The sequence below is a fragment of the Methylomonas sp. EFPC3 genome (genome assembly GCF_029643245.1).
GTDB lineage: Bacteria > Pseudomonadota > Gammaproteobacteria > Methylococcales > Methylomonadaceae > Methylomonas > Methylomonas koyamae_B.
Map to the genome: position 1 here is coordinate 2820833 of NZ_CP116398.1, position 20375 is coordinate 2841207.

The following is a 20375-nucleotide window of genomic DNA, read 5'->3' on the forward strand; positions in this document are numbered from 1 at the left end:
GTATGCAAGCACAATTGATCCTGGCCTCGGCCTCGCCGCGCCGCCGCGAATTACTGGCCCAAATCGGCATCCGCCACGCCGTCATGGCCGTCGACATCGACGAAACCCCGTTCCCCGGCGAAGCCCCGGCCGCCTATGTCGAGCGGGTCGCGGCCGAAAAATCGGCCGTGTGTGCGGCGCAAAGCGACAGCCGCTTGCCGATACTGGCCGCCGACACCAGCGTGATTTGCGACGGCCGGATTCTGGGCAAGCCCGACGATCTGCAACATGCCATCGAAATGCTGAGCCGGCTGTCCGGCCGCAGCCACCAGGTGTATAGCGCGGTATCCTTGCGTAGCGGGCAAACCCATTGGCAGGCCTTGAGCGTCAGCGAAGTCCGTTTCCGCCCCCTCAGCCACCAGGAAATCGTGGCCTATTGGCAAACTGGGGAACCTTGCGATAAAGCCGGTGCCTATGCGATTCAGGGACTGGCCAGCGTGTTTATCGAGTCGATCGCCGGCAGTTTTTCCGGGGTGATGGGCCTGCCGCTGTTCGAAACCGCACAACTGTTGAGCCAAGCCGGCATAGAAGTAATTCAATGAGCGAAGAAATATTAATCAATGTGACGCCGCCGGAAACCCGGGTCGCCGTCATCGAAAACGGCGTGTTGCAGGAACTGATCATCGAGCGCGTTCGCCAAAAGGGCTTGGTCGGCAACATTTACAAGGGCGAGGTCTGCCGGGTATTGCCGGGCATGCAGGCCGCCTTCGTCGATATCGGCCTGGACAAGGCCGCCTTTCTGCATTTATCCGACTTCAGCAGCCAGGAACTGGCGGAAAAGGGTTCGGAGAACATCGAACATTACCTGAAGGAAGGCCAGAAGCTGGTGGTGCAAGTCACTAAAGACCCGCTCGGCAACAAGGGCGCCCGGCTCACCACCGACATTTCGATTCCGTCGCGCTACCAGGTCTACATGCCTTATGCCGGCAACTCCGGCGTGTCGCAGCGCATCGAATGCGAGTCCGAGCGCACCCGGCTGCGGGCCTGCATCGAGGCCTACCAGCAAAAACACCAGGTGCCGGGCGGCTTCATTGCCCGCACCGCCGCCGAATGCGTCGAGGAAGTGATTCTGTATTCCGACATGACCTTCTTGCACAAACTCTGGGAATCGATCCTGGACAAGAGCAAAAAGGCCAAGGTCAAATCCTTGATCCACGAAGACCTGCCGCTCAGCATCCGCACCTTGCGCGATTTGTACAAAGACGGCATCGAAAAAATCCGGGTCGATTCCAAGGAAACCTTTTTGAAGCTGGTCGAATTCGCCGAGACCTTCGTCCCGGAAATCGTCTCGGTGATCGAACATTACTCCGGCGAACGGCCGGTGTTCGACATCTACAACGTCGAAGACGAGATCAGCAAGGCGCTGGACCGTAAGGTCAAGCTCAAGTCCGGCGGCCATCTGGTGTTCGACCAGACCGAGTCGATGACGACGGTGGACGTCAATACCGGCGGCTACGTCGGCGGCCGCAACCTGGAAGAAACCATCTTCAAGACCAATCTGGAAGCGGCGCAAACCATTTCCCGCCAGCTGCGGCTGCGCAATCTGGGCGGCATCATCATTATCGATTTCATCGACATGCAAAGCGACGAGCACAAGAAACAAGTGTTGGCCGCGCTGCAACGCAATCTGGAAAAAGACCACGCCAAGACCAAGATCACCGAGGTGTCGGCGCTGGGCTTGGTGGAAATGACCCGCAAACGCACCCGGGAGAGCCTGGAGCACATTCTGTGCGAACCTTGCTCGACTTGCGGCGGTCGCGGCGTGCTGAAAACCGCCGAGTCGATCTGCCTGGAGATTTTCCGCGAAATCATCCGGGTGGTGCGCCAATACAGCGTGCAGCAAATTCTGGTCCTGGCCTCTGAGCAGGTGGTGGAAATGCTGCTGGACGAGGAAGCCGACATGCTGGCCGAGCTGGAAGTATTTCTGAAGGTGGCGATCAAGATTCGCGCCGAAGCCGAATACAACCAGGAACACTACGACGTGGTGTTGCTATAGGCCTAAGTTTTGGTTATCCACCGCCATGTCAGCCGGGCCACCCGGCACCTGCTGTTCTGGTCGCTGATCGCGGCGGCGCTGGCATTGAGCGCGGTCAGGCTGTTTCTGATCGATATCGCCGACCACCGCCAACGGCTGGAAAGCGAAATTCGCCGCATCAGCGGGGTGCCGCTGCACATAGGCCGGCTCAGCGCCAAGATGCGCGGCTTCAGCCCGGAATTGATTCTGCGCGACATTACCATAGACGCCGCGGAAGCCGGCACCAAACCGGCGATCAGTTTGCAACAGGTGCGGCTCGGCATCAATTTGCTGGAATGGTTGTTCACCCAGGATGCCATGGCCTCCGGCTGGGTCACGCTGGTCGGCGCCAAACTGGACATTATCCGCGATGCCGACGGCGCCCTGCGCATCAAGGGCTTGCATAGCAGCGACGAACAGCCGCTGTGGCTGCTGGAAGGCGGCCAATACGAAATCCTGCAAAGCCAGGTCACCTGGCTGGACTTGAAACGGCAGCGGCCGCCGGTGACGATCGCCGACTTCGACTTGCGCATCGAAAACCGCAGCGAGGACCACGAAATCCACTTAATCAGCCGGCTGCCGGATTCCTTAGGCGACAACTTGCGGATTTCCGCACTACTGCACGGCAATATTTTCCAGGCCAACGCCCTCAACGGTCGGCTTTATATCGAAGGCGACAATCTGCAAGGTCCGGCCTGGTTGATCGAAGATTTACCGGCCGGCCTGCACTTGTATTCGGGTTCGGGCGATATTCGGCTCTGGAGCGATTGGCGCGACTCGACGCCCTACCGGATTGCCGGTTACGTGCAGGGCCAGCAAATCAAGCTCGGCAAACAGACCGGCAAAGCCCTGCAACTGGACACCTTCGAGGGCAATCTGGCCTGGAGCGAAACCGACGGCCGCCAGCGCTGGGGCGTTTACGACATGAACGCGGTCAGCAACCGCCAACGCTGGCACGGCGGCGAGTTTTACCTGCAGCGCGACGCCCAAGGCAATGTCGGCGGCCGCATCGAAGCCCTGAATCTGCAAGCATTGGACCATTTGACGGCGCCGTTTCTGGGCGACGCCGCCGGCTTCGAACGCTGGTTGAAGCTGAATCCGCGCGGCGAATTGCATAACACGGCGCTGTATATCGATAGCGCACAGCAACATTACGCCTTGAGCGGCGAATTTGCCGAGCTCGGCATCGACGCCGTCGACGGCATGCCGCAAGTGCAGGGCTTACGCGGCAGCATCACGGCCGGCGACCAGGGCGGCCGGCTGGTTTTCGACACGGAACGCGCCGATTTCGACGCGCCGGCCATGTTTCGGGACCAACTGGAAATCGCCCGCCTGACCGGCCGGCTGGACTGGGTGCAAACCGATAACGATTGGCAATTTTCCAGCGACGGCCTGCAGTTGGATAGCGCCGACTTCCAAACCACCACCCGCCTGCAATTGAGCATCCCGCACGACGGCGGCAGTCCGGTAATCGACATGCGCACCCGCTTCGGCAATTTCGCGGACATCAGCCAGGTGCCGCGCTACCTGCCGGCCAAAATCATGGGTAAGGATGCATTAGCCTGGCTGGACGACGCCTTTGTCGGCGGCCATATCGATAAGGGCGAAATGCGCTTGCAGGGCAAGCTGGCGGACTTTCCGTTCACCTCCGGCGCCGGCCGTTTCGAAGTGGTGTTTGCGATAGACGACGGCGAAATCCAGTTCAATGCCTTATGGCCGCATTTGCGCGCGGTGCATGCCGACGTGCAGTTTCTTGGCGCCGACTTGCAAGTTGCGATCGACGGCGGCCATAGCGAAGAAGTGGGTATCGATCAGGCCGTCGTGACGATTCCGGACCTGGCCGACAGCGATTACGTCTACGTCTGGGGCCAAGTACACAGCAAGCTGCCGCAAAGTCTGCAATATCTGCAAAAGACCCCGCTGCACGTCAAAACCGATCCGCTAGCCAAAGTACTGGCGCCGGAAGGCGACACCCAAGTCGACTTGGACCTGAAAATCGCCTATTACGACACCCTGCCCACCACGGTGAAAGTCGATGCCCATCTGGATAAGGCGCGCCTGCTGCTGAAGCCGGTCGATCTAATGGTCGACAACATCGGCGGCGTGCTGCACTTCACCGAAGACCGCGTCAGTAGTAGCCCGCTGGAAGCCAGAACCCTGGGCTATCCGATCCGCGGCCAGTTGCAAAGCGACCACACCGCAACGCAATTGCTGATCAGCGGCGTCACCGACGTCGAGCGCTTACAAAAGCAGTTCTCTTTCTTGAAAACCCAGGCGGCCAAGGGCGGCTTCAATTACCAGGCCGCACTGACCCTGCCTTACGCCGCCGACCAGGCCGACGTCTTGCAAATCACCAGCAATCTGCAGGGCGTCAGCCTGGATGCGCCGGAGCGGCTCGGCAAAACCGCCGGCGAGGAACGCCCGTTGAACTTGCGTTTCATACTGGACGACGGCGAATTCGTGCCGTTGCATATCGGTTACGGCCGGGAGCTGCGGGCGGCGTTGCAAATCGACGGCCAAAGTAACGGCTTGCGTTCGGCGCATATCGTTTACGGCGAGGGCGCCGCCGAAATTTTCGACCGTCCCGGCCTGAAATTGGAAATCCGCCAGCCCCAATTCAAATTATCCGAAGCGCTGGCCGCATTCGGTTCCGGCGACAACCAAGCGCGTCTGCCGGCACTGCAGGAGTTGGTGCTGGACAGCGGCGATCTGGTTTGGCAAGGACTCCGCTTAGGTGCCGTCGCCTGCCGGATGCAGCATAGCGACCAAGCGTGGCAAGGCTCGATAGACAGCACGATGGCGCGCGGCCACTTTACGATTCCGGACCAACGCGGAGGCGCCGAGCGCATCCACCTGCAAATGGAGCATCTGAATCTGACCGCCATGGAAGGACTCAATTTCGGCGGCGCCGAGGAGGCGGCCGTCGGCGATTTGCCGCTGATCGATATCGATAGCAAGCAATTGCTGTGGCGGAATGTGGACCTGGGCAATCTGAAACTGCGCACCGAACGGTTGATCAACGGCATTCATTTCAAGCACGTGCAACTGGCCAGCGTGGCCGGCACCATCGACTTCAGCGCCGACTGGTTGAAATTGGGCAGCGTCAGTTCCACCCAACTGACCGGAAAATTGAACATGAAAGGCTTCGGTATGTTCCTGTCGCAACTGGGCTTTACCGACGACTTTCGCGGCACCGACGCCGAAATCGGCTTTAACGGCAGTTGGCGCGGCGGCCCGCAGCAGTTTTCGCTGGCCGGCGTCAACGGCCAACTCCGGCTCAAACTCAGCGACGGCCGCATTTCCAGCATCGAACCCGGCTTCGGCCGCTTGCTGGGGCTGATCGCGATGGAACAATGGGCCAAACGCCTGAGCCTGGATTTCAGCGACGTTTTCCGCCAGGGGCTGGCCTTCGATACGATTACCGGTACCGTCAAGATCAGTAACGGCCTGGCCTATTCCGACGATTTGGTCATCGACGCGGTGTCGGCCAAACTCAGTGTCGCCGGCAACGCCGACTTGGTACAGAAGATCGTGGACCAACGGGTAGCCGTGGTACCTAAGAGTTCCGGCGCCGTTCCCATTGCTGGTACAATCGTCGGCGGCATCGCCGCGATGATTACCCAAGCGGTGACCGACGATTACAAAGAGGGATATTTTTTCGGCTCGCAATACAAACTGAGCGGGCCATGGGGCAATGTCGAAGTGACGCCGCTGCACGACCAGGACGGTTTGGTGAAGAAAGCCTGGCGCAGCCTGACCGGCTTCGAATGGCTGGATTCGCTCGGCAAATGACCGGTTCAGCGCCAGCAAGAACTGCCCACCCCGATCGACGCAACCAACTAAATACCATCAGGGACCACTCATGACACTATGTGCCGCCATCCAAATGGCTTCCGGGCCGCAAGTCAGCGCCAATTTGCTCGAAGCCGAAAAACAAATTGCCGAAGCCGTCAAAGCCGGCGCCAAGCTGGTGGCTTTGCCGGAAAACTTTGCCATCATGGGCATGAACGAGTACGACAAAGTCAAGGTCGGCGAGCCGGACGGACAGGGCCCGATTCAGGAGTTCCTGGCTGCGACGGCGAAAAAATACGGCACTTGGATCATTGGCGGCACCATGCCGATGCAAGCCTCGGTCCCGAATAAAGTGCGCGCTGCCTGCCTGATCTACAACGACCAGGGCCAACGCGTGGCGCGTTACGACAAGGTGCACTTGTTCGACGTCAGCGTCCCCGATACCGCCGAGGAATACCGGGAATCGGATTCGGTGGAAGCCGGCGAAGATTCCTGTGTGATCGATACCCCGTTCGGCCGCCTCGGTGTCGCGGTCTGCTACGACCTGCGTTTCCCGGAGTTTTTCCGGCCCATGACCCGCAAAGGCCTGGACATCCTGGTGATTCCGTCAGCTTTCACCGCCAAAACCGGCGCTGCGCACTGGGAAGTACTACTGCGAGCGCGGGCGATCGAAAACCTGTGCTACGTGCTGGCGCCCAACCAAGGCGGCTTTCATATGAACGGCCGCCAAACTTTCGGCCACAGCATGGTCATCGACCCCTGGGGCGTGGTGCTGGATTGCTACAAGACCGGCCCCGGCTTCGTCTGCGGCGAAGTCGACAAGAACCGACTGGAAAAGATGCGGGTGTCGTTCCCGGTGTTGGAACACAGACGCTATTTTTGCGAGTGAATCCGGCTATGTTGAAACGAGTCCGCTACGCGCTTCCCTGCCTGCTGTTGGCCGCCTGCGGCGAAACGCCGGAGAAGTACCGCGATACCCACCATCTGGAATTACCGCCGGTGCTGCCGATCGAGCACACTAACCCGCAACCGGCCCTCGACTCCGACGATCTGAAGCCGAAATCGGCTCTGGCCGGGCTGATGACCTTCACCGACGGCGACAAACCGCTGCTCACCTTGAAGACCCGCGAAGAACGGGCCTGGGAAATGATCGCAACGGCATTAAAAATCACCGACATCGAGATCCTCGACAAAAATCAGCAGGACGGCAGGTTCCAGGTACGTTACGACCCGGACACGGCCGGCAAGGATCTGAGCCTGATCAGAACCTTGCTGAACAACCATTACGCCGAAGCCGAATATTTGATCACGTTGCAGGAACAAACCGGCGGCATCCGCGTTAACGCGGCCCTGGCCAAACCGGAAGATATGGAGACCGACGAGGACGGCTCGGCGGAGCTGTTGCGCCTGCTGCACAAAACCATAGACGAGAAAATTCTGAACCGGAATCCGCAAGCCAAACCGGAAAATTAAGGCGCGGCGACGGCATCCGCCCGCCAGTCGCCGGATTTGCCGCCGCTCTTTTCCAACAGGCGCACGCCTTGGATAGTCATGCCGCGGTCGACCGCCTTGCACATGTCGTAGATGGTCAATAGCGCAATTTGGGTGGCGGTCAGCGCTTCCATTTCGACGCCGGTCTGGCCGCTGGTTTTGACCAAGGTTCGACAGTAAACCCGATTCAGAGCGGTCTGGGGCTGCAGGTCGATTTCGACATGGGTCAGTGGCAACGGATGGCACAACGGAATCAGCTCGGCGGTCTTCTTGCTGGCCATGATCCCGGCGATCCGGGCCACGCCAAGCACATCGCCTTTCTTATGTGCGCCGTTTACAATCAATGCCAGCGTTTCCGGCCGCATCTCGATATAGCCCTCGCAAACCGCGCTGCGTTGGGTAACGGCTTTGGCGCCGACATCGACCATGTGGACATCCCCGGCAGCGTTGAAGTGGGTAAGCGGCGAATTGGACATGACAGACTGAAAGATTAAATAAACGCATTGTATTACCCGGTGAAACAGAATGTCGATCAAAGTGCTGTACTTCGCAAGTTTGAAAGAATACGTCGGTCGTGACGGCGACGAATTCGTCGTTTCCACCCCGGTTTCGGTGGGCGAACTATGGCAGTTGGCCAATCCCGATCTGGCTCGGCCCAGCGCATTGCTGGCGGCGATCAATATGAATTACGCCAACCTGGACAGTCTGGTCGCGGACGGCGACGAGGTGGCGTTTTTTCCGCCGGTGACGGGAGGTTGAAGACCATGGCGGTGAAATTATCGGATACGGTTTTCGATCCCTGGCAAGAAATCGCTAACCACCAACAAGCGGCCGGCATGGCCGGAAAATACGGCGCGACGGCCGTGTTCGTCGGCACCATGCGCGATTTCAACCAAGGCGATGCCGTATCCGGCATGTACCTGGAACATTACCCCGGCATGACCGAGAAGCAACTGCTGCATATAGTCGAACAGGCAACAAGCCAATGGCGGGTTTTGGATACGCTGGTCGTGCATCGCGTCGGCCGGGTCGAACCCAACGACTCGCTGGTATTGGTCGCGGTATGGTCCGAACATCGCGGCGACGCCTTCGACGCCAGCCGTTTCATCATGGAGAATCTGAAAAGCCGGGCGCCGTTCTGGAAACGGGAAATGCTGACCAACGGCGAGCAACGCTGGGTGGATAAAAACAGCTCCGGCTACAAACACCAATCTTGAGTCGTAAAGGCACTGGCCGCCTTTCCGTCCAGTTCCATCCTCTGCTTCGCTTCCGCCTCCGGCAACCGCCGCTGCAACTCGGCAATTTGCCGATTCGCCGTTTCGATCTGCTGCTTCAGTTCAGCGATGGTTTCGTGAAGATATTCGAAGTGAACTTGAAAATAGCGGGCCGACGGAAAAGCGGCTTCCAACTTTTCCGCGGCCAAATCCGCCGGCTTGCTGCGCGAATGTCTTGGTTTCATAACATTACCCGAACAGAAGGAAGCTTCGATTAAACGCTGCCCCAGGTTTCAGCGAACGACATAGAGTCGATTCCGTTCAAAGCAGTTTAGACACGGCCTGCAGAATCATATCGCTCAGAGTTTTCTTAAGGACTAACACCCCGGCGCCTCCGCCGATCGGCGGGCGCCTTATCCATTAAGACGTTTCAGAAACCAAATACCCCACTTTTCGAGCAAAAATTTTGTTGGAGCCTGGTCGTGGGCAAGCGCTCAACTCAAGGTAATCCGGCGTTTGTGCAAGTTCTGTATCGTCGGTTGTTTGGTTATGGTCAGCATCGCCGCTTGCGGCAACTTTTTGTGGATCAGATTGACCATCTCCACTTCGCCGTCCGGATCGAGCGAATCAAAGGCTTCCTGCATCAAAATCCACTTCGGTTTATGCAACAGCAAGCGCACCAAACCCAAACGTTGCTTTTGCTCGCGCTCCAGAGTTTTATCCCAATCGGCGTGCTGTTCCAGCTGCTCCACCAACTCGCCGACACCAACCAACTGCAGGGTGTCGATCAATAGTTGCTGGTCGAAGCTACCGGCATCGGCCGGATAACAAATTGAAGCGCGCAGGTTGCCGGTCGGCAAATACGGTTTGGGCGGCATGAAAAACATCTGTTCGTCGTCCGGCAGTTCGATGGTGCCTTCGCCCCACGGCCACAATCCTGCAATCGCCTTAAACAATTTGTTGCCGGAGAACGCGTTACCGGCAATCAACACCCTTTCGCCGGCGCGGATTTCCTCGTTTAGCATCGAAATACAGACGATGTTGTCCAGCCGACTAATGCACAAATTGCGGAATGCCAACATCGAGTTATCTTGCTTGACTCTGCGAATGCGGTGCGGATCGGGTTTGGCGATTTCGCGTTCCAATTGTTCCAGTGCCTTACTCAGCCCAAGCACGCGTTCTACCGAGGCCCGCCATTCCGCGACCTTGCCCATGTTATCGACCGGCCAGGACAACGCGGCGACCATCTGCTGGAAGGCCTGCGCCGATTGCATCAATGCGCCCAAACTGATGGTTCCCAGAATAAAGCGCGGCGCGGACACCAGGATGGGGAAGGCCATGGACAGGATGGAATAGCCGGAACTGAACATGGTGATCCGTTGCCAGGCCAAGGTTTGCTGATTCCAGGCGTCGACGATGTTGCCGAACAAGCGATGGAAATGCGGATTCTCGTGGCGCTCCCCATGGATCAGGGCAATCGCTTGCGCGTTTTCGCGGGCCTTGACCAGTGCAAAACGGAAATTGGCTTCAACGGTTTGCCGATTATCGGTCGCCGTAGTCAGCGGTCGACCTATCCACCAGCCCAGAACCGAGGCACTGGCGGCGTAGATCAGCGCCAACCAGACCAAATGACCTTGAATCGGAATTTCGGCGATGCCGAGATCGATGGCAACGCTGCCGGACAAGGTCCATAAAATCTCGGTAAAACTAACCAGTAACAACACACAGTAAAAAATTGTGTGCAGCAGATCAATCGCATATTCGGTCGAAATCCGGACATCTTCGGCGATACGCCCGTCCGGATTGTCGTGCTGGCCGGGAATGTGGGTCACCAGATAGTGGCGACCGTCTCGCATCCATTGGCCGATCAATTTATAGGTCAACCAGCCGCGCCAACCCAATTGCAACCGCCGTTTAATGACCAAGTGCGTCGCGGTGATCGCAATGTTCGCCAAAAAGATCAGCACAATCAGACCGATTTGGGTAAAGAACCGCGACATCGACCGTTGTTCCAGAGCATCGAACAAATCGGCGCTCCATTCGGTGATAATCACTGAAATCGCGATTTGGGCGACAGTCAGCGCAATCAACGCCGCCGACAGTCCGCGAATACTGGCCTTGTTTTCGGAACACCAGAAAGGCCCCGCCAATCGGACGAACTGCATGAAAAATTTGCTAGTGTTTCGCAAGGCCATTTCTCCGCGTTAAGGTCGGGGCGCAATATAACAAAATTAAGCACATCCACAACCAAGAAATGTTTCAGTTGGATGTCAAACGCGACTCGAAGCGGAATCGGACTCTTTAGGTTTGGCAGCGAAATACCGGGGACAACGGGGGATTGGAGGGGGTAGAGCGAACCGGAAGCGAACGGCAGGCGGAGTGCCGTTCGCCTCATCGGCCGTAAGCGTTAACGCTTCATCGAATCGAAAAACGCGGCGTTAGTTTTGAAATCTTTGAGTTTGCCCAACAAGAATTCGGATGCCGCCAATTCGTCCATCGGCTGCAGAATCTTGCGCAGAATCCAGGTTTTTTGCAGTTCGTCCGGATCGACCAGGTATTCCTCGCGGCGGGTGCCGGAACGGTTGATATTGATCGCCGGATAGACCCGCTTCTCGGCGATTTTCCGCTCCAGATGCAGCTCCATGTTGCCGGTACCTTTGAACTCCTCGAAAATCACCTCGTCCATCCGCGAACCGGTTTCGACCAGCGCAGTGGCAATGATGGTCAGGCTGCCGCCTTCCTCGATATTACGCGCAGCACCGAAGAATCGCTTCGGTTTTTCCAGGGCATTGGCATCGACACCGCCGGACAGCAGTTTGCCGGAAGACGGCACCACCATGTTGTAAGCACGAGCCAAACGCGTGATCGAGTCTAACAGAATAACCACGTCGTGCTTGTGCTCAACCATGCGCCGGGCTTTTTCGATCACCATGTCGGCGACCTGCACGTGGCGGGTAGCCGGTTCGTCGAAGGTGCTGGAGACCACTTCGCCGCGCACGCAACGCTCCATCTCGGTCACCTCTTCCGGACGCTCGTCGATCAGCAATACGATCAGATAACACTCCGGATTATTCTCGGCAATCGCATGGGCGATGCTTTGCATGATCATCGTTTTACCGGCTTTCGGCGGCGATACGATCAAACCGCGCTGACCCTTGCCGATCGGCGCGATCAAATCGATGATGCGGGCGGTCAAATCCTCGCTGGTCCCGTTGCCCTGCTCGAGGCGGAAACGTTTGTTGGCGAAGAGGGGTGTCAGGTTGGAAAAGGAAATTTTGTTCTTGGCTTGCTCGGGAGACTCGAAGTTGATGCTCTCTACCTTCAGCATCGCAAAGTAACGCTCACCCTCTTTCGGCGGCCGAATCTTGCCGCTGACGGTATCGCCGGTGCGCAAGCCGAAACGGCGGATCTGGCTGGGCGATACGTAAATGTCATCCGGCCCTGCCAGATAAGAACAACCCGGCGTGCGCAGAAAACCGAAGCCGTCGGTCAAGATTTCCAGTACCCCGTCACCGTATATATCCTCCCCGCTCTTCGCCTGCTTCTTCAAGATCGAGAAAATCAGTTCCTGCTTTCGGGCTCTGTCGATGTTTTCCAACCCCAGGGATTCTGCGATAGCGATGATTTCTGTCGGTTGTTTAAGTTTTAACTCGGTAAGGTTCATGTTGACTTAGGGAAATGGAAGAAATGCAAAACAGCAGAAGGCTGTTTACGGCGGAAGAAGTGTGTTGGAAAACTCGGGCGATCGGGGTGCGAGAAGCTAGCGGGCGGAATTCTAGCGCAATAACCGGACTTATCAAAACATTTTCGACAAGTCCGGTTACAGCCTGTTTACAGGTTGCTGTCGATAAACGCGGCCAACTGCGACTTGGTCAAGGCGCCGACTTTGGTAGCCTCGACTTCGCCGCCCTTGAAAATCATCAAAGTGGGAATTCCGCGCACACCGTAATGTTGCGGGGTTTTCGGGTTTTCGTCGATGTTGAGTTTGGCGACGGTCAGTTTGCCTTGGTACTCGGCTGCAATTTCATCCAGCACCGGAGCAATCATTTTGCAAGGGCCACACCATTCGGCCCAGTAGTCGACCAATACCGGCGAGCCGGCTTTTAACACAGTTTCGTTGAAATCAGCGTCTGATACATGAAGCACTAGGTCGCTCACGCCATTCTCCATAAGTTTGCAAAGCAATGAATATAGTTTCGCCGCGCTTAAATTGTCAATCGATTTCAACCGCGCAGCGTTTTGAGTTATTCTAGCGAGTTATGAAAAAAACACACTTAACGGAAACGCGATTTAGCAATTTGGAGCTGTCCGACTCCATCATCAAAGGTCTGAAAGAAGCGGGATTCATCAACTGCACTCCGATCCAGGACAAGTCGTTACCCTTATCCCTGCGCGGCAAAGACATCGCCGGCCAAGCGCAAACCGGCACCGGCAAGACCGCGACCTTCCTGCTCGCGACGTTCCAGCACCTGATCAACGACGAAAGCGAAAAAATCAAGAACCCGCGGGCCTTGATCTTAGCGCCAACCCGCGAGCTGGCGATCCAGATCCACAAGGACGCGCTGGTGTTGAGCAAGTATCTGAACCTGAAATTCGCGTTGATCTACGGCGGCACCGACTACCAAAAACAGCTGGACAAGATCAAAACCAACGTCGACATCATCATCGGCACGCCGGGACGCATCATCGATTTTTACAAACAGGGCGCATTCACCTTGGATAACATCCAGGTCACGGTACTCGACGAAGCCGATCGCATGTTCGACCTGGGTTTTATCAAAGACATTCGCTTTCTGCTACGGCGGATGCCGCCGGCCGATAAACGCCTGAACCTGTTGTTCTCGGCCACGCTGTCCTACAAAGTCACCGAACTGGCTTACGAACACATGAACAACCCGGTGCTGATCCGGATCGAACCGGAAGAAGTCACCTCGAAAGCGATCAGACAAATCGCCTATTGCCCGGCCAACGACCAGAAAATTCCGTTGCTGCTGGGCTTATTGAAACATCACCAGCCGCAACGCAGCATCGTCTTCGTCAACACCAAGCGTTGCGCGGAACGGCTGGACGACTACCTGCAGGCCAACGGCTACAAAGTCGCGATGTTGAGCGGCGACGTGCCGCAGGAAAAGCGCCAAAAACTGCTCGCCGCGTTTCAGGACAACCAGGTCAACCTGCTGATCGCCACCGACGTGGCCGCCCGCGGCCTGCATATTCCGGACGTCTCCCACGTGTTCAACTACGACCTGCCGCAAGACGTCGAAGATTACGTGCACCGCATCGGCCGCACCGCCCGCTTCGGCGCCAGCGGCGAAGCGATCAGCTTCATCTGCGAGGAATACGCCTACTCGATGCCGGACATCGAAGACTACATCGGCGAAAAAGTACCGGTAGCATCGATCGAACCGGAACTACTGGCCGATCAGGTCGCCAAGCCCGAGCGCCGCGAACCGCGGGAACGGGTAGTCCAGCACGGTAAACGCCCGCCCCGGCCGGACCGTAAGCCTAGGGAACATCGGCCGCATCCGGCAGCAAGCCCGGCATCAACGCCCGAAAATCCTCAATCGCCGGAAACTCCGCAATCGGCCTGACCGGACGCCGGCTGTCCGGCTTGCTGATCGAGACCAGATGAGCGATACCGAATTGCCTGGCCGAGCGCAGCACGGCCAGGCTATCGTCGACCAATAAACTGCGCTGCTTCTCAAATACATGCCGCTCCTGCAGCGCTTGCCAAAATCCCTGCTGCTCCTTGGCAAAGCCGAAATCGTGGGAACTTACAATCTCGTCGAAAAACCGGTGCAGACAGGTCTTCTCCATTTTCAGACTGAGACTGTCGCGATGGGCATTGGTCACCAATAACAGCCGCCGCCGGCCGCGCAGCGCATCCAAAAACTCCACCACATGAGGATGCACCGCGATCAGGCCAGCCAATTCCTGCTTCAATCCGGCGATGTTCAAATTTAGCTCGCTACTCCAGTAATCCAGACAATACCATTCCAAACGGCCTTCCATCGCCTTGACCCGCGGCGCCAACTCCTGCTTGGCCTGCTCCAGAGTCAAACCGTGCAACTCGGCAAAACGCAAAGGTACGAATTCCTGCCAGAAATGGTTATCGAAATTCAGGTCCAGCAGGGTGCCGTCCATGTCCAACATCACCGTATCGATTTGCCGCCAATCCAACATTGCTAGAGATCTCCGTTAAATATTCGCCGATTATAAGCCGCGCACCGCGCGAAGCGGCAGCGCCGGGGAATTCGATGCTATCCGCCGCAGCGGCAACGTTTTACAATGCCAGCCCAAGTCCAGGCGCTAGACCCAAGAAGCATGATGCGTAAACTGACAGTTAAACCCCGACTCGGATTCGGCCAGCCCATGCCGATACCGGCCGCTGCCGAACATAAGGCGGCCAACTTCCGGCCATAAACTCGGCCTAACTAACCCAAACCCGCCCCACGATGCCCAAGCGACCCAAAATTCTAAAACAAACGGTGCTGGCCCAAACCCGCCAATTCTGCATCGAAGCCCTGGATCTGGAATTCAGCAACGGCGAACGCCGCCAATACGAACGGCTGGCGCGCAACAGCTCGCACGGCGCGGTGCTGATCGTACCGATGCTGGACCCGGAAACGGTATTGCTGGTCCGGGAATATGCTGCCGGCATCCACCGCTATGAACTGGGACTGCCGAAAGGCAAACTCGACGCCGGCGAGGACATGCTCAGCGGAGCCAACCGGGAATTGAAAGAAGAAATCGGCTACGGCGCCGGCAAACTGGAGCATCTGCACCGGGTCTCGTTGGCGCCGTCTTATCTGGAACACACCATAGACATCATCCTGGCCGAAGAACTGTACCCGGAGAAGCTGGAAGGCGACGAACCGGAAGAATTACAGGTAGTGCCCTGGTCGTTGCGCAGCATCGACAGCCTGCTGGCCAGCGGCGAATGCAGCGAAGCCCGTTCGATCGCCGCACTGTACATGGCTCTGGCTCATCTCGAACGGCGCGGTTAGCTCAAATTTTGAATAAGGGCTCCAAGCCGTCGCCGAGGGGCGCCGGCGCGGCTGCGCGGCGGGCTTGGCCGCTGAATGCGGTCCACAAGTCGCGGCCCTGCCACTCCTGCCCACCGGGTGCGTACAACAAGCGATTCAAGTCGTTGATTTCGTCGCACAGCGGCTGATCGCAACGGCTCGCCAAGCCGGCCAGACTGTCGGCGCCGAATTCGGCCCTGCCCCATTGCAGCAATAACTGCTTGGCCGCTTGCGGATTATTTTCCCAACAAGCTCGCTTTATCGCTTTTTCCAGCGCGCTTTCCGACTGCGCCATACTGGCAGCCCTAGTTTGGCGCCGCTGCCGGCCGGACCTTACGAATCCGATTACGGTCAGCAACCAGCCCATGGCCAGGACAGCCGAAACCGCCTGCCACAGCCGAACGCCGCTATCGGAAGTGACAGCGATCGGCGTTGCCGTTATCGGGCTGGCCTGCTCCGGTTCGGACTCGGTAGCGGAGGCCGTCGGCGTGGCGACCTCGGCCGCCGCCAAAGCTTTGATTTTGACCGCCGGCAAAGCGGCCACCTCGATTTTCTGGGATTTGGAATTGAACCACTGGATCTTAAGTGCCGGCAAACTGTACTCGCCGGGTTTGGACGGAATGAAGGCAATTTTCTCCTCGCGCGACGCGGTCAAACCGTCGCTTTGTTTATCCTCGTGCAACAGCGGCTGGTCGGGATAGGTCTTGATGCCGTCGATCGGGGTTTTGTCGAACAACTCGGGCAATTGGCCGACCGTCGCCCCCCTGGCCTTCAAGGTCAAGGTGCGAGTCAGCGGCTCGCCGACTTTGACCTGCAAACTGGAATCGGACCAACCCTCGCTTAACTCCAAAGATTCTGCGCTAAGCCAGGCGCCTTTGAATTCGGCGGGCGCCGCGCGCACGTTCAATGTCACAGCTTTGGAGACCACTCGCCGGGTCTCGGTGCTGGGCCGGTTGAAAAAGCCGTTGAAACGCGGTTGCTGCCGGCTGCTGATGTATTCCGCATTCAACACCAGCGGCGCAATCGTGAACAGGCCGCTCTGCTGCGGAAAAATTGCATATTTGCGCTCGGTGACCCAATAGTCGACACCCTTGATTTGGGTCGAGTAAGTACTGTCCTCGCCCAGTTTTTCCACCAGGGCATCCTTGATTTCCGGCTCCGCCAAACTGGCCTGGGTGATCTGCACCCGGCGGAACAGTTTCAGCGTATAAATCACCTGCGCCTGCACATAGGGCTGCTCCGGCGTCGCCGAGACTTCCAGGAACAGTTCATCGTCCTTCGCGGTCGGCTGCGCGGCTTCGGTCACCGTCAGCGCCAGCGGTTTACTGCTGTCGGCACCGAAGGCAATGGCCGGTATCGTCAACTCGCCGCTGCGCTTGGCCATCGCCGTCAAAACCCATTGCTCATTGCGGTTGCTTTTGCCGTTGACCCAGGAGGCACTGCTGCTGCGTTGCTGGTTGACGATCTCGAAATCCTGCCGCAAGGGCTCGAGATCCGGATTGCCGTCCGGTTGCTCGGTTGCGGTAAACGTAATTTGAAACGACTCGTTCAAAGCCACCGGATTGCGGTCGACCGCAACGCCGATCTCGGCGGCGCCGGCAACGGCACTCAGCCAAAACCACAATATCCCCAGCCACCAGGGCGACACACTAGTACGCATAGACAAAAATCCGCTCATCTCATCGAAAACGGTTTATGAACATCCTGACGGTCGTCGAACCAACCGTACAGCACCGGCAATACCACCAGAGTCAATAAGGTCGAACTGATCAGACCGCCGATCACGACGATGGCCAGCGGCTTTTGCACTTCCGAACCGGGCCCGACCGCAAACAGAAACGGCACCAAGCCCAACAAGGCCACCGTCGCCGTCATCATCACCGGCCGGAAACGCTGCTCGCAGCCGCGGCGCACCGCATATTCCAGGCTCAGCCCGCTCTCGCGCTGGGCCCGGATATAGGACACCAACACCACGCCGTTCAACACCGCGATACCCCACAAGGCGATGAAACCGACCGAAGCCGGCACCGACAAATACTCGCCGCTCAAAAACAGCGTGACGATACCGCCGATCGAAGCGAACGGCAGCACCAGGATGATCAGCGCGGCGAAGCGCAGCGATTTGAACAACATGAACAGCAGAAAGAAAATCGCCGCAATCGTTACCGGAATGATCATTTGCAAATGACCCAAGGCCCGCTCCATGTTCTGGAACTGACCGCCCCACTGCAGATAATATCCTTCCGACAATTTGACCTTATCGGCCACGGCCTTTTGCAACTCGGCGACGAAGCCGCCCAAATCGCGGTCGCGCACGTTAATGCCGACCACGATCCGCCGCTTGCCCATTTCCCGGCTGATCTGGGCGGGGCCGTCGTTCAGGCTGATCTTGGTCACGTCGCCCAGCGGCACCCGCGCCCCGTTTGGGGAGGTCAACATCAATTGGTCGATCGCGGCGATATTGTTGCGGAAGGCTTCCGGCAATCTCACCGCAGCGGAGAAGCGCCGCTCGCCCTGGTAAATCTCGGTGGCGACTTTGCCGGCAATTGCGGTTTCGATCACGTCGTGAATGTCCGCCGCATTCAGACCGTGGCGGGCGATCGCCTGGCGGTCGACGGTAATATTCAGATATTGCTGACCGGTCAGCCGTTCCACCCGAATGTCGCGGGCACCGCTGACGCCGTTAGCCACCCCGGCAATCGCATCGGCCAGCCGCTTGAGTTCGGCCAGATCGTCGCCGAACACCTTGACCGCAACGTCGGAACGCACCCCGGTCACCATCTCGTCGACCCTGTCGGAAATCGGTTGCGCCATCACCACTTGCATGCCGGGCAGATTTTCGATCAGCTTGCCGCTCATCGCATCGGCAATGTCGTCCTGAGTCCAGCCTTGCGGCCATTCCTCGCGCGGTTTCAAGGTCACAATCGGCGTCGACTCGTTTTGCGATTGCGGATCGGCCGGACTTTCGCCGCGGCCGACGCCGGACACCACGTTTTTGACGCCCGGAATCTGCATCACCATTTTCATGGCTTGCATCTCGACGTTGATACTTTCTTCCAAGGAGATATTCGGCATCCGGTTGATACCCGGCACGATGGAGCCTTCCTTCATTTCCGGAATGAACGAAGTGCCGAGCAAGGGCAACAACACCAAAGCGCCGACAAAGGCCGCCAAGGCGGCGCCGACCACTTTCAGCCGGTTGGCCATCGAAAAATCCAGCAAGCGCAGATAATGGCGCTTGATGAACGCAATCAAGCGGGTATCGTGTTCACCGTCGTGGCCCTCCAACGCAAACGCGCACAACACCGGCGACAAGGTCAGCGACACCACCAGCGAAATCAGCAGCGCGATCGCAATGGTGTAAGCCAGCGGCGCAAACATCTTGCCTTCCATCCCCTGCAGCGTCATCAACGGCAAAAACACCAAGACGATGATGCCGACGCCGAACAATACCGGCGTCGCCACTTCCTGGGTCGCCGCCTGTACCACCCGCACCCGGCTGGTGGCGCGGCCCTTGCGCTCGCCAAGCAAGCGGAACGCGTTCTCGACCACCACCACCGAACCGTCCACCATCAAACCGATCGCAATCGCCAGGCCACCGAGAGACATCAAATTGGCCGATAAGCCCAATTGGTTCATCATGATGAAAGTCACCAGCGGCGTCACGATCAGGGTACCGACCACGATCAGGCTGGAGCGCACATCGCCCAGGAACAGAAACAGGATGATGACGACCAAGACGATGCCTTCCATCAACACTTTGGTCACGGTATGCAAGGCTGCGTCGACCAGATCGCTGCGATCGTAATACGGCACGATTTTCAAGCCGCCCGGCAGCATGCCCTTGGCGTTGATTTCGGCCACCCGTTGCTTGATCCGGCTCACCACTTCCTTGGCGTTGCCGCCGCGCAGCATCATGACCACGCCGCCGACCGATTCGGTATAACCGTTTTTTAACACCGCACCGACCCGCACTTCGTGGCCTATTTTGATTTCGGCGACGTCGTGCATATGCACCGGCACACTGTTTTCCTCCTTCAACACGATATTGGCGATGTCCTTAACCTCGTTGATCAGGCCGACGCCGCGGATCAAATATTGTTCGGCATAGTGCGGCAACACGCCGCCGCCGCTGTTGGCGTTGTTGCGAGCCAAGGCCTCGAACACCTCGTTCAGCGAAATCCGGTAGTGGTGCAAGCGGTTGGGATTGACCAAAACCTGGTATTGCTTGACGTAACCGCCCTGGGAATTGATCTCGGCGACGCCGGGAATGCCGCGCAACAGCGGCCTGACCACCCAATCCTGTGCTTCACGCCGAAACTGCAACTCTTCCTGGGTCAACGGCCGCTCGCCGTCATCGTCGCGGTCCAGCGTATATTGGTAAACCTCGCCCAGGCCGGTCGACACCGGGCCCAGCACCGGATTGACGCCGGGCGGCATTTGCTGCTTGACCTCGATCAGGCGCTCCATCACCAATTGCCTGGCGAAATAGACCTCGGTCTTATCGGTAAAGATCAGCGTAATCAGCGACAGGCCGTTTTTATTCAGCGAGCGCATTTCCTCCAGTCCCGGCAAGCCGGCCATCGCGATTTCCAACGGCACGGTCACCAGCCGCTCGACCTCGTCGGGCGATTTTCCGGCGGCTTCGGTGGCGATTTGCACCTGAATATTGGTCACGTCCGGAAACGCATCCACCGACAGCTGCCGCACTGCGCGGACGCCGAACAGCGCCACCGCCACCGCCAGCACCGCCACCAAAATCCGTTGTTGCAGCGCCAGTTCTATCAAACGGTTGATCAT

Annotated in this window: 17 protein-coding genes; 9 read left to right on the plus strand and 8 right to left on the minus strand. The window is 58.0% G+C overall.

What is annotated here, in order from left to right:
- The first annotated feature begins 2 nt into the window (after positions 1-2).
- The 5 genes from PL263_RS12680 (at position 3) to PL263_RS12700 (ending at position 7318) form a co-directional block, all read left to right on the plus strand.
- Positions 3-581, plus strand: a complete 579-nt coding sequence (locus tag PL263_RS12680; protein WP_278209728.1) for a Maf family protein — start codon at positions 3-5, stop codon at positions 579-581.
- Entirely contained in the window at positions 578-2035 is a 1458-nt protein-coding gene (gene rng, locus PL263_RS12685) for a ribonuclease G (RefSeq protein WP_140912080.1), read from the plus strand. The genes PL263_RS12680 and rng overlap by 4 nt, the downstream gene beginning before the upstream one ends.
- A 9-nt stretch (positions 2036-2044) precedes the next feature.
- Positions 2045-5845, plus strand: a complete 3801-nt coding sequence (locus tag PL263_RS12690; protein ID WP_278209730.1) for a YhdP family protein — start codon at positions 2045-2047, stop codon at positions 5843-5845.
- A 70-nt stretch (positions 5846-5915) separates the two neighbouring features.
- Positions 5916-6734 (plus strand): carbon-nitrogen hydrolase family protein, encoded by an 819-nt coding sequence (locus tag PL263_RS12695; RefSeq protein WP_278209731.1) that lies wholly within the window; start codon positions 5916-5918, stop codon positions 6732-6734.
- An 8-nt stretch (positions 6735-6742) separates the two neighbouring features.
- Positions 6743-7318: an outer membrane protein assembly factor BamC gene (locus PL263_RS12700; protein WP_278209732.1), complete on the plus strand. Its 576-nt coding sequence runs from the start codon at positions 6743-6745 to the stop codon at positions 7316-7318.
- Here the strand turns inward: PL263_RS12700 and moaC are convergent.
- Positions 7315-7812 carry a cyclic pyranopterin monophosphate synthase MoaC gene (gene moaC / locus PL263_RS12705; RefSeq protein ID WP_278209733.1) on the minus strand — a complete coding sequence of 166 codons (498 nt, stop codon included), beginning with the start codon at positions 7810-7812 and terminating at the stop codon, positions 7315-7317. The genes PL263_RS12700 and moaC overlap by 4 nt on opposite strands.
- A gap of 49 nt (positions 7813-7861) precedes the next feature.
- Here moaC and PL263_RS12710 point away from each other — a divergent pair, with 49 nt between their 5' ends.
- Both PL263_RS12710 and PL263_RS12715 read left to right on the plus strand, forming a co-directional pair.
- Complete coding sequence (locus PL263_RS12710; RefSeq protein ID WP_278209734.1) at positions 7862-8095, plus strand: MoaD/ThiS family protein; 234 nt, start codon at positions 7862-7864, stop codon at positions 8093-8095.
- A 5-nt stretch (positions 8096-8100) separates the two neighbouring features.
- Positions 8101-8553 (plus strand): molybdenum cofactor biosynthesis protein MoaE, encoded by a 453-nt coding sequence (locus PL263_RS12715; RefSeq protein ID WP_278209735.1) that lies wholly within the window; start codon positions 8101-8103, stop codon positions 8551-8553.
- Here PL263_RS12715 and PL263_RS12720 read toward each other — a convergent pair.
- The 4 genes from PL263_RS12720 to trxA all read right to left on the minus strand — a co-directional run bounded on the left by PL263_RS12720 (position 8535) and on the right by trxA (position 12708).
- Positions 8535-8795: a hypothetical protein gene (locus PL263_RS12720; protein ID WP_278209736.1), complete on the minus strand. Its 261-nt coding sequence runs from the start codon at positions 8793-8795 to the stop codon at positions 8535-8537. The genes PL263_RS12715 and PL263_RS12720 overlap by 19 nt on opposite strands.
- A gap of 249 nt (positions 8796-9044) precedes the next feature.
- Positions 9045-10715, minus strand: coding sequence for an ABC transporter ATP-binding protein/permease (locus PL263_RS12725; RefSeq protein WP_278209737.1), 1671 nt, complete (start codon positions 10713-10715; stop codon positions 9045-9047).
- Positions 10716-10957: 242 nt separating this feature from the next.
- Positions 10958-12214, minus strand: a complete 1257-nt coding sequence (rho, locus tag PL263_RS12730) for a transcription termination factor Rho (protein WP_140912071.1) — start codon at positions 12212-12214, stop codon at positions 10958-10960.
- A 167-nt stretch (positions 12215-12381) separates the two neighbouring features.
- Positions 12382-12708, minus strand: a complete 327-nt coding sequence (gene trxA / locus PL263_RS12735) for a thioredoxin TrxA (protein WP_140912070.1) — start codon at positions 12706-12708, stop codon at positions 12382-12384.
- Positions 12709-12809: 101 nt separating this feature from the next.
- On the opposite strand from trxA, the gene rhlB reads away from it, so the two are divergent.
- Positions 12810-14141, plus strand: coding sequence for an ATP-dependent RNA helicase RhlB (rhlB, locus tag PL263_RS12740; protein WP_278209738.1), 1332 nt, complete (start codon positions 12810-12812; stop codon positions 14139-14141).
- Here the strand turns inward: rhlB and yrfG are convergent.
- A complete protein-coding gene (gene yrfG / locus PL263_RS12745) occupies positions 14056-14733 on the minus strand; it encodes a GMP/IMP nucleotidase (protein WP_278209739.1) in 678 nt (225 codons plus the stop codon). The genes rhlB and yrfG overlap by 86 nt on opposite strands.
- Positions 14734-15005: 272 nt before the next feature.
- On the opposite strand from yrfG, the gene nudE reads away from it, so the two are divergent.
- Positions 15006-15557: an ADP compounds hydrolase NudE gene (gene nudE / locus PL263_RS12750; RefSeq protein ID WP_140912067.1), complete on the plus strand. Its 552-nt coding sequence runs from the start codon at positions 15006-15008 to the stop codon at positions 15555-15557.
- A 1-nt stretch (position 15558) separates the two neighbouring features.
- Here the strand turns inward: nudE and PL263_RS12755 are convergent, their stop codons facing one another.
- Complete coding sequence (locus PL263_RS12755) at positions 15559-17235, minus strand: BatD family protein (RefSeq protein WP_278209740.1); 1677 nt, start codon at positions 17233-17235, stop codon at positions 15559-15561.
- A 14-nt stretch (positions 17236-17249) separates the two neighbouring features.
- Positions 17250-20375: an efflux RND transporter permease subunit gene (locus PL263_RS12760; protein ID WP_278209741.1), complete on the minus strand. Its 3126-nt coding sequence runs from the start codon at positions 20373-20375 to the stop codon at positions 17250-17252.

Excerpts from the sequence above, each read along its gene's own strand:
- rng (WP_140912080.1), top strand. The coding sequence starts at position 578 with ATGAGCGAAGAAATATTAATCAATGTGACGCCGCCGGAAACCCGGGTC.
- PL263_RS12760 (WP_278209741.1), bottom strand. The coding sequence starts at position 20,375 with ATGATCAACCGTTTGATAGAACTGGCGCTGCAACAACGGATTTTGGTG.
- moaC (WP_278209733.1), bottom strand. The coding sequence starts at position 7,812 with ATGTCCAATTCGCCGCTTACCCACTTCAACGCTGCCGGGGATGTCCAC.
- PL263_RS12755 (WP_278209740.1), bottom strand. The coding sequence starts at position 17,235 with ATGCGTACTAGTGTGTCGCCCTGGTGGCTGGGGATATTGTGGTTTTGG.
- yrfG (WP_278209739.1), bottom strand. The coding sequence starts at position 14,733 with ATGTTGGATTGGCGGCAAATCGATACGGTGATGTTGGACATGGACGGC.
- PL263_RS12725 (WP_278209737.1), bottom strand. The coding sequence starts at position 10,715 with ATGCAGTTCGTCCGATTGGCGGGGCCTTTCTGGTGTTCCGAAAACAAG.
- PL263_RS12720 (WP_278209736.1), bottom strand. The coding sequence starts at position 8,795 with ATGAAACCAAGACATTCGCGCAGCAAGCCGGCGGATTTGGCCGCGGAA.
- PL263_RS12695 (WP_278209731.1), top strand. The coding sequence starts at position 5,916 with ATGACACTATGTGCCGCCATCCAAATGGCTTCCGGGCCGCAAGTCAGC.
- rho (WP_140912071.1), bottom strand. The coding sequence starts at position 12,214 with ATGAACCTTACCGAGTTAAAACTTAAACAACCGACAGAAATCATCGCT.
- nudE (WP_140912067.1), top strand. The coding sequence starts at position 15,006 with ATGCCCAAGCGACCCAAAATTCTAAAACAAACGGTGCTGGCCCAAACC.
- PL263_RS12680 (WP_278209728.1), top strand. The coding sequence starts at position 3 with ATGCAAGCACAATTGATCCTGGCCTCGGCCTCGCCGCGCCGCCGCGAA.
- PL263_RS12715 (WP_278209735.1), top strand. The coding sequence starts at position 8,101 with ATGGCGGTGAAATTATCGGATACGGTTTTCGATCCCTGGCAAGAAATC.
- PL263_RS12700 (WP_278209732.1), top strand. The coding sequence starts at position 6,743 with ATGTTGAAACGAGTCCGCTACGCGCTTCCCTGCCTGCTGTTGGCCGCC.
- rhlB (WP_278209738.1), top strand. The coding sequence starts at position 12,810 with ATGAAAAAAACACACTTAACGGAAACGCGATTTAGCAATTTGGAGCTG.
- PL263_RS12710 (WP_278209734.1), top strand. The coding sequence starts at position 7,862 with ATGTCGATCAAAGTGCTGTACTTCGCAAGTTTGAAAGAATACGTCGGT.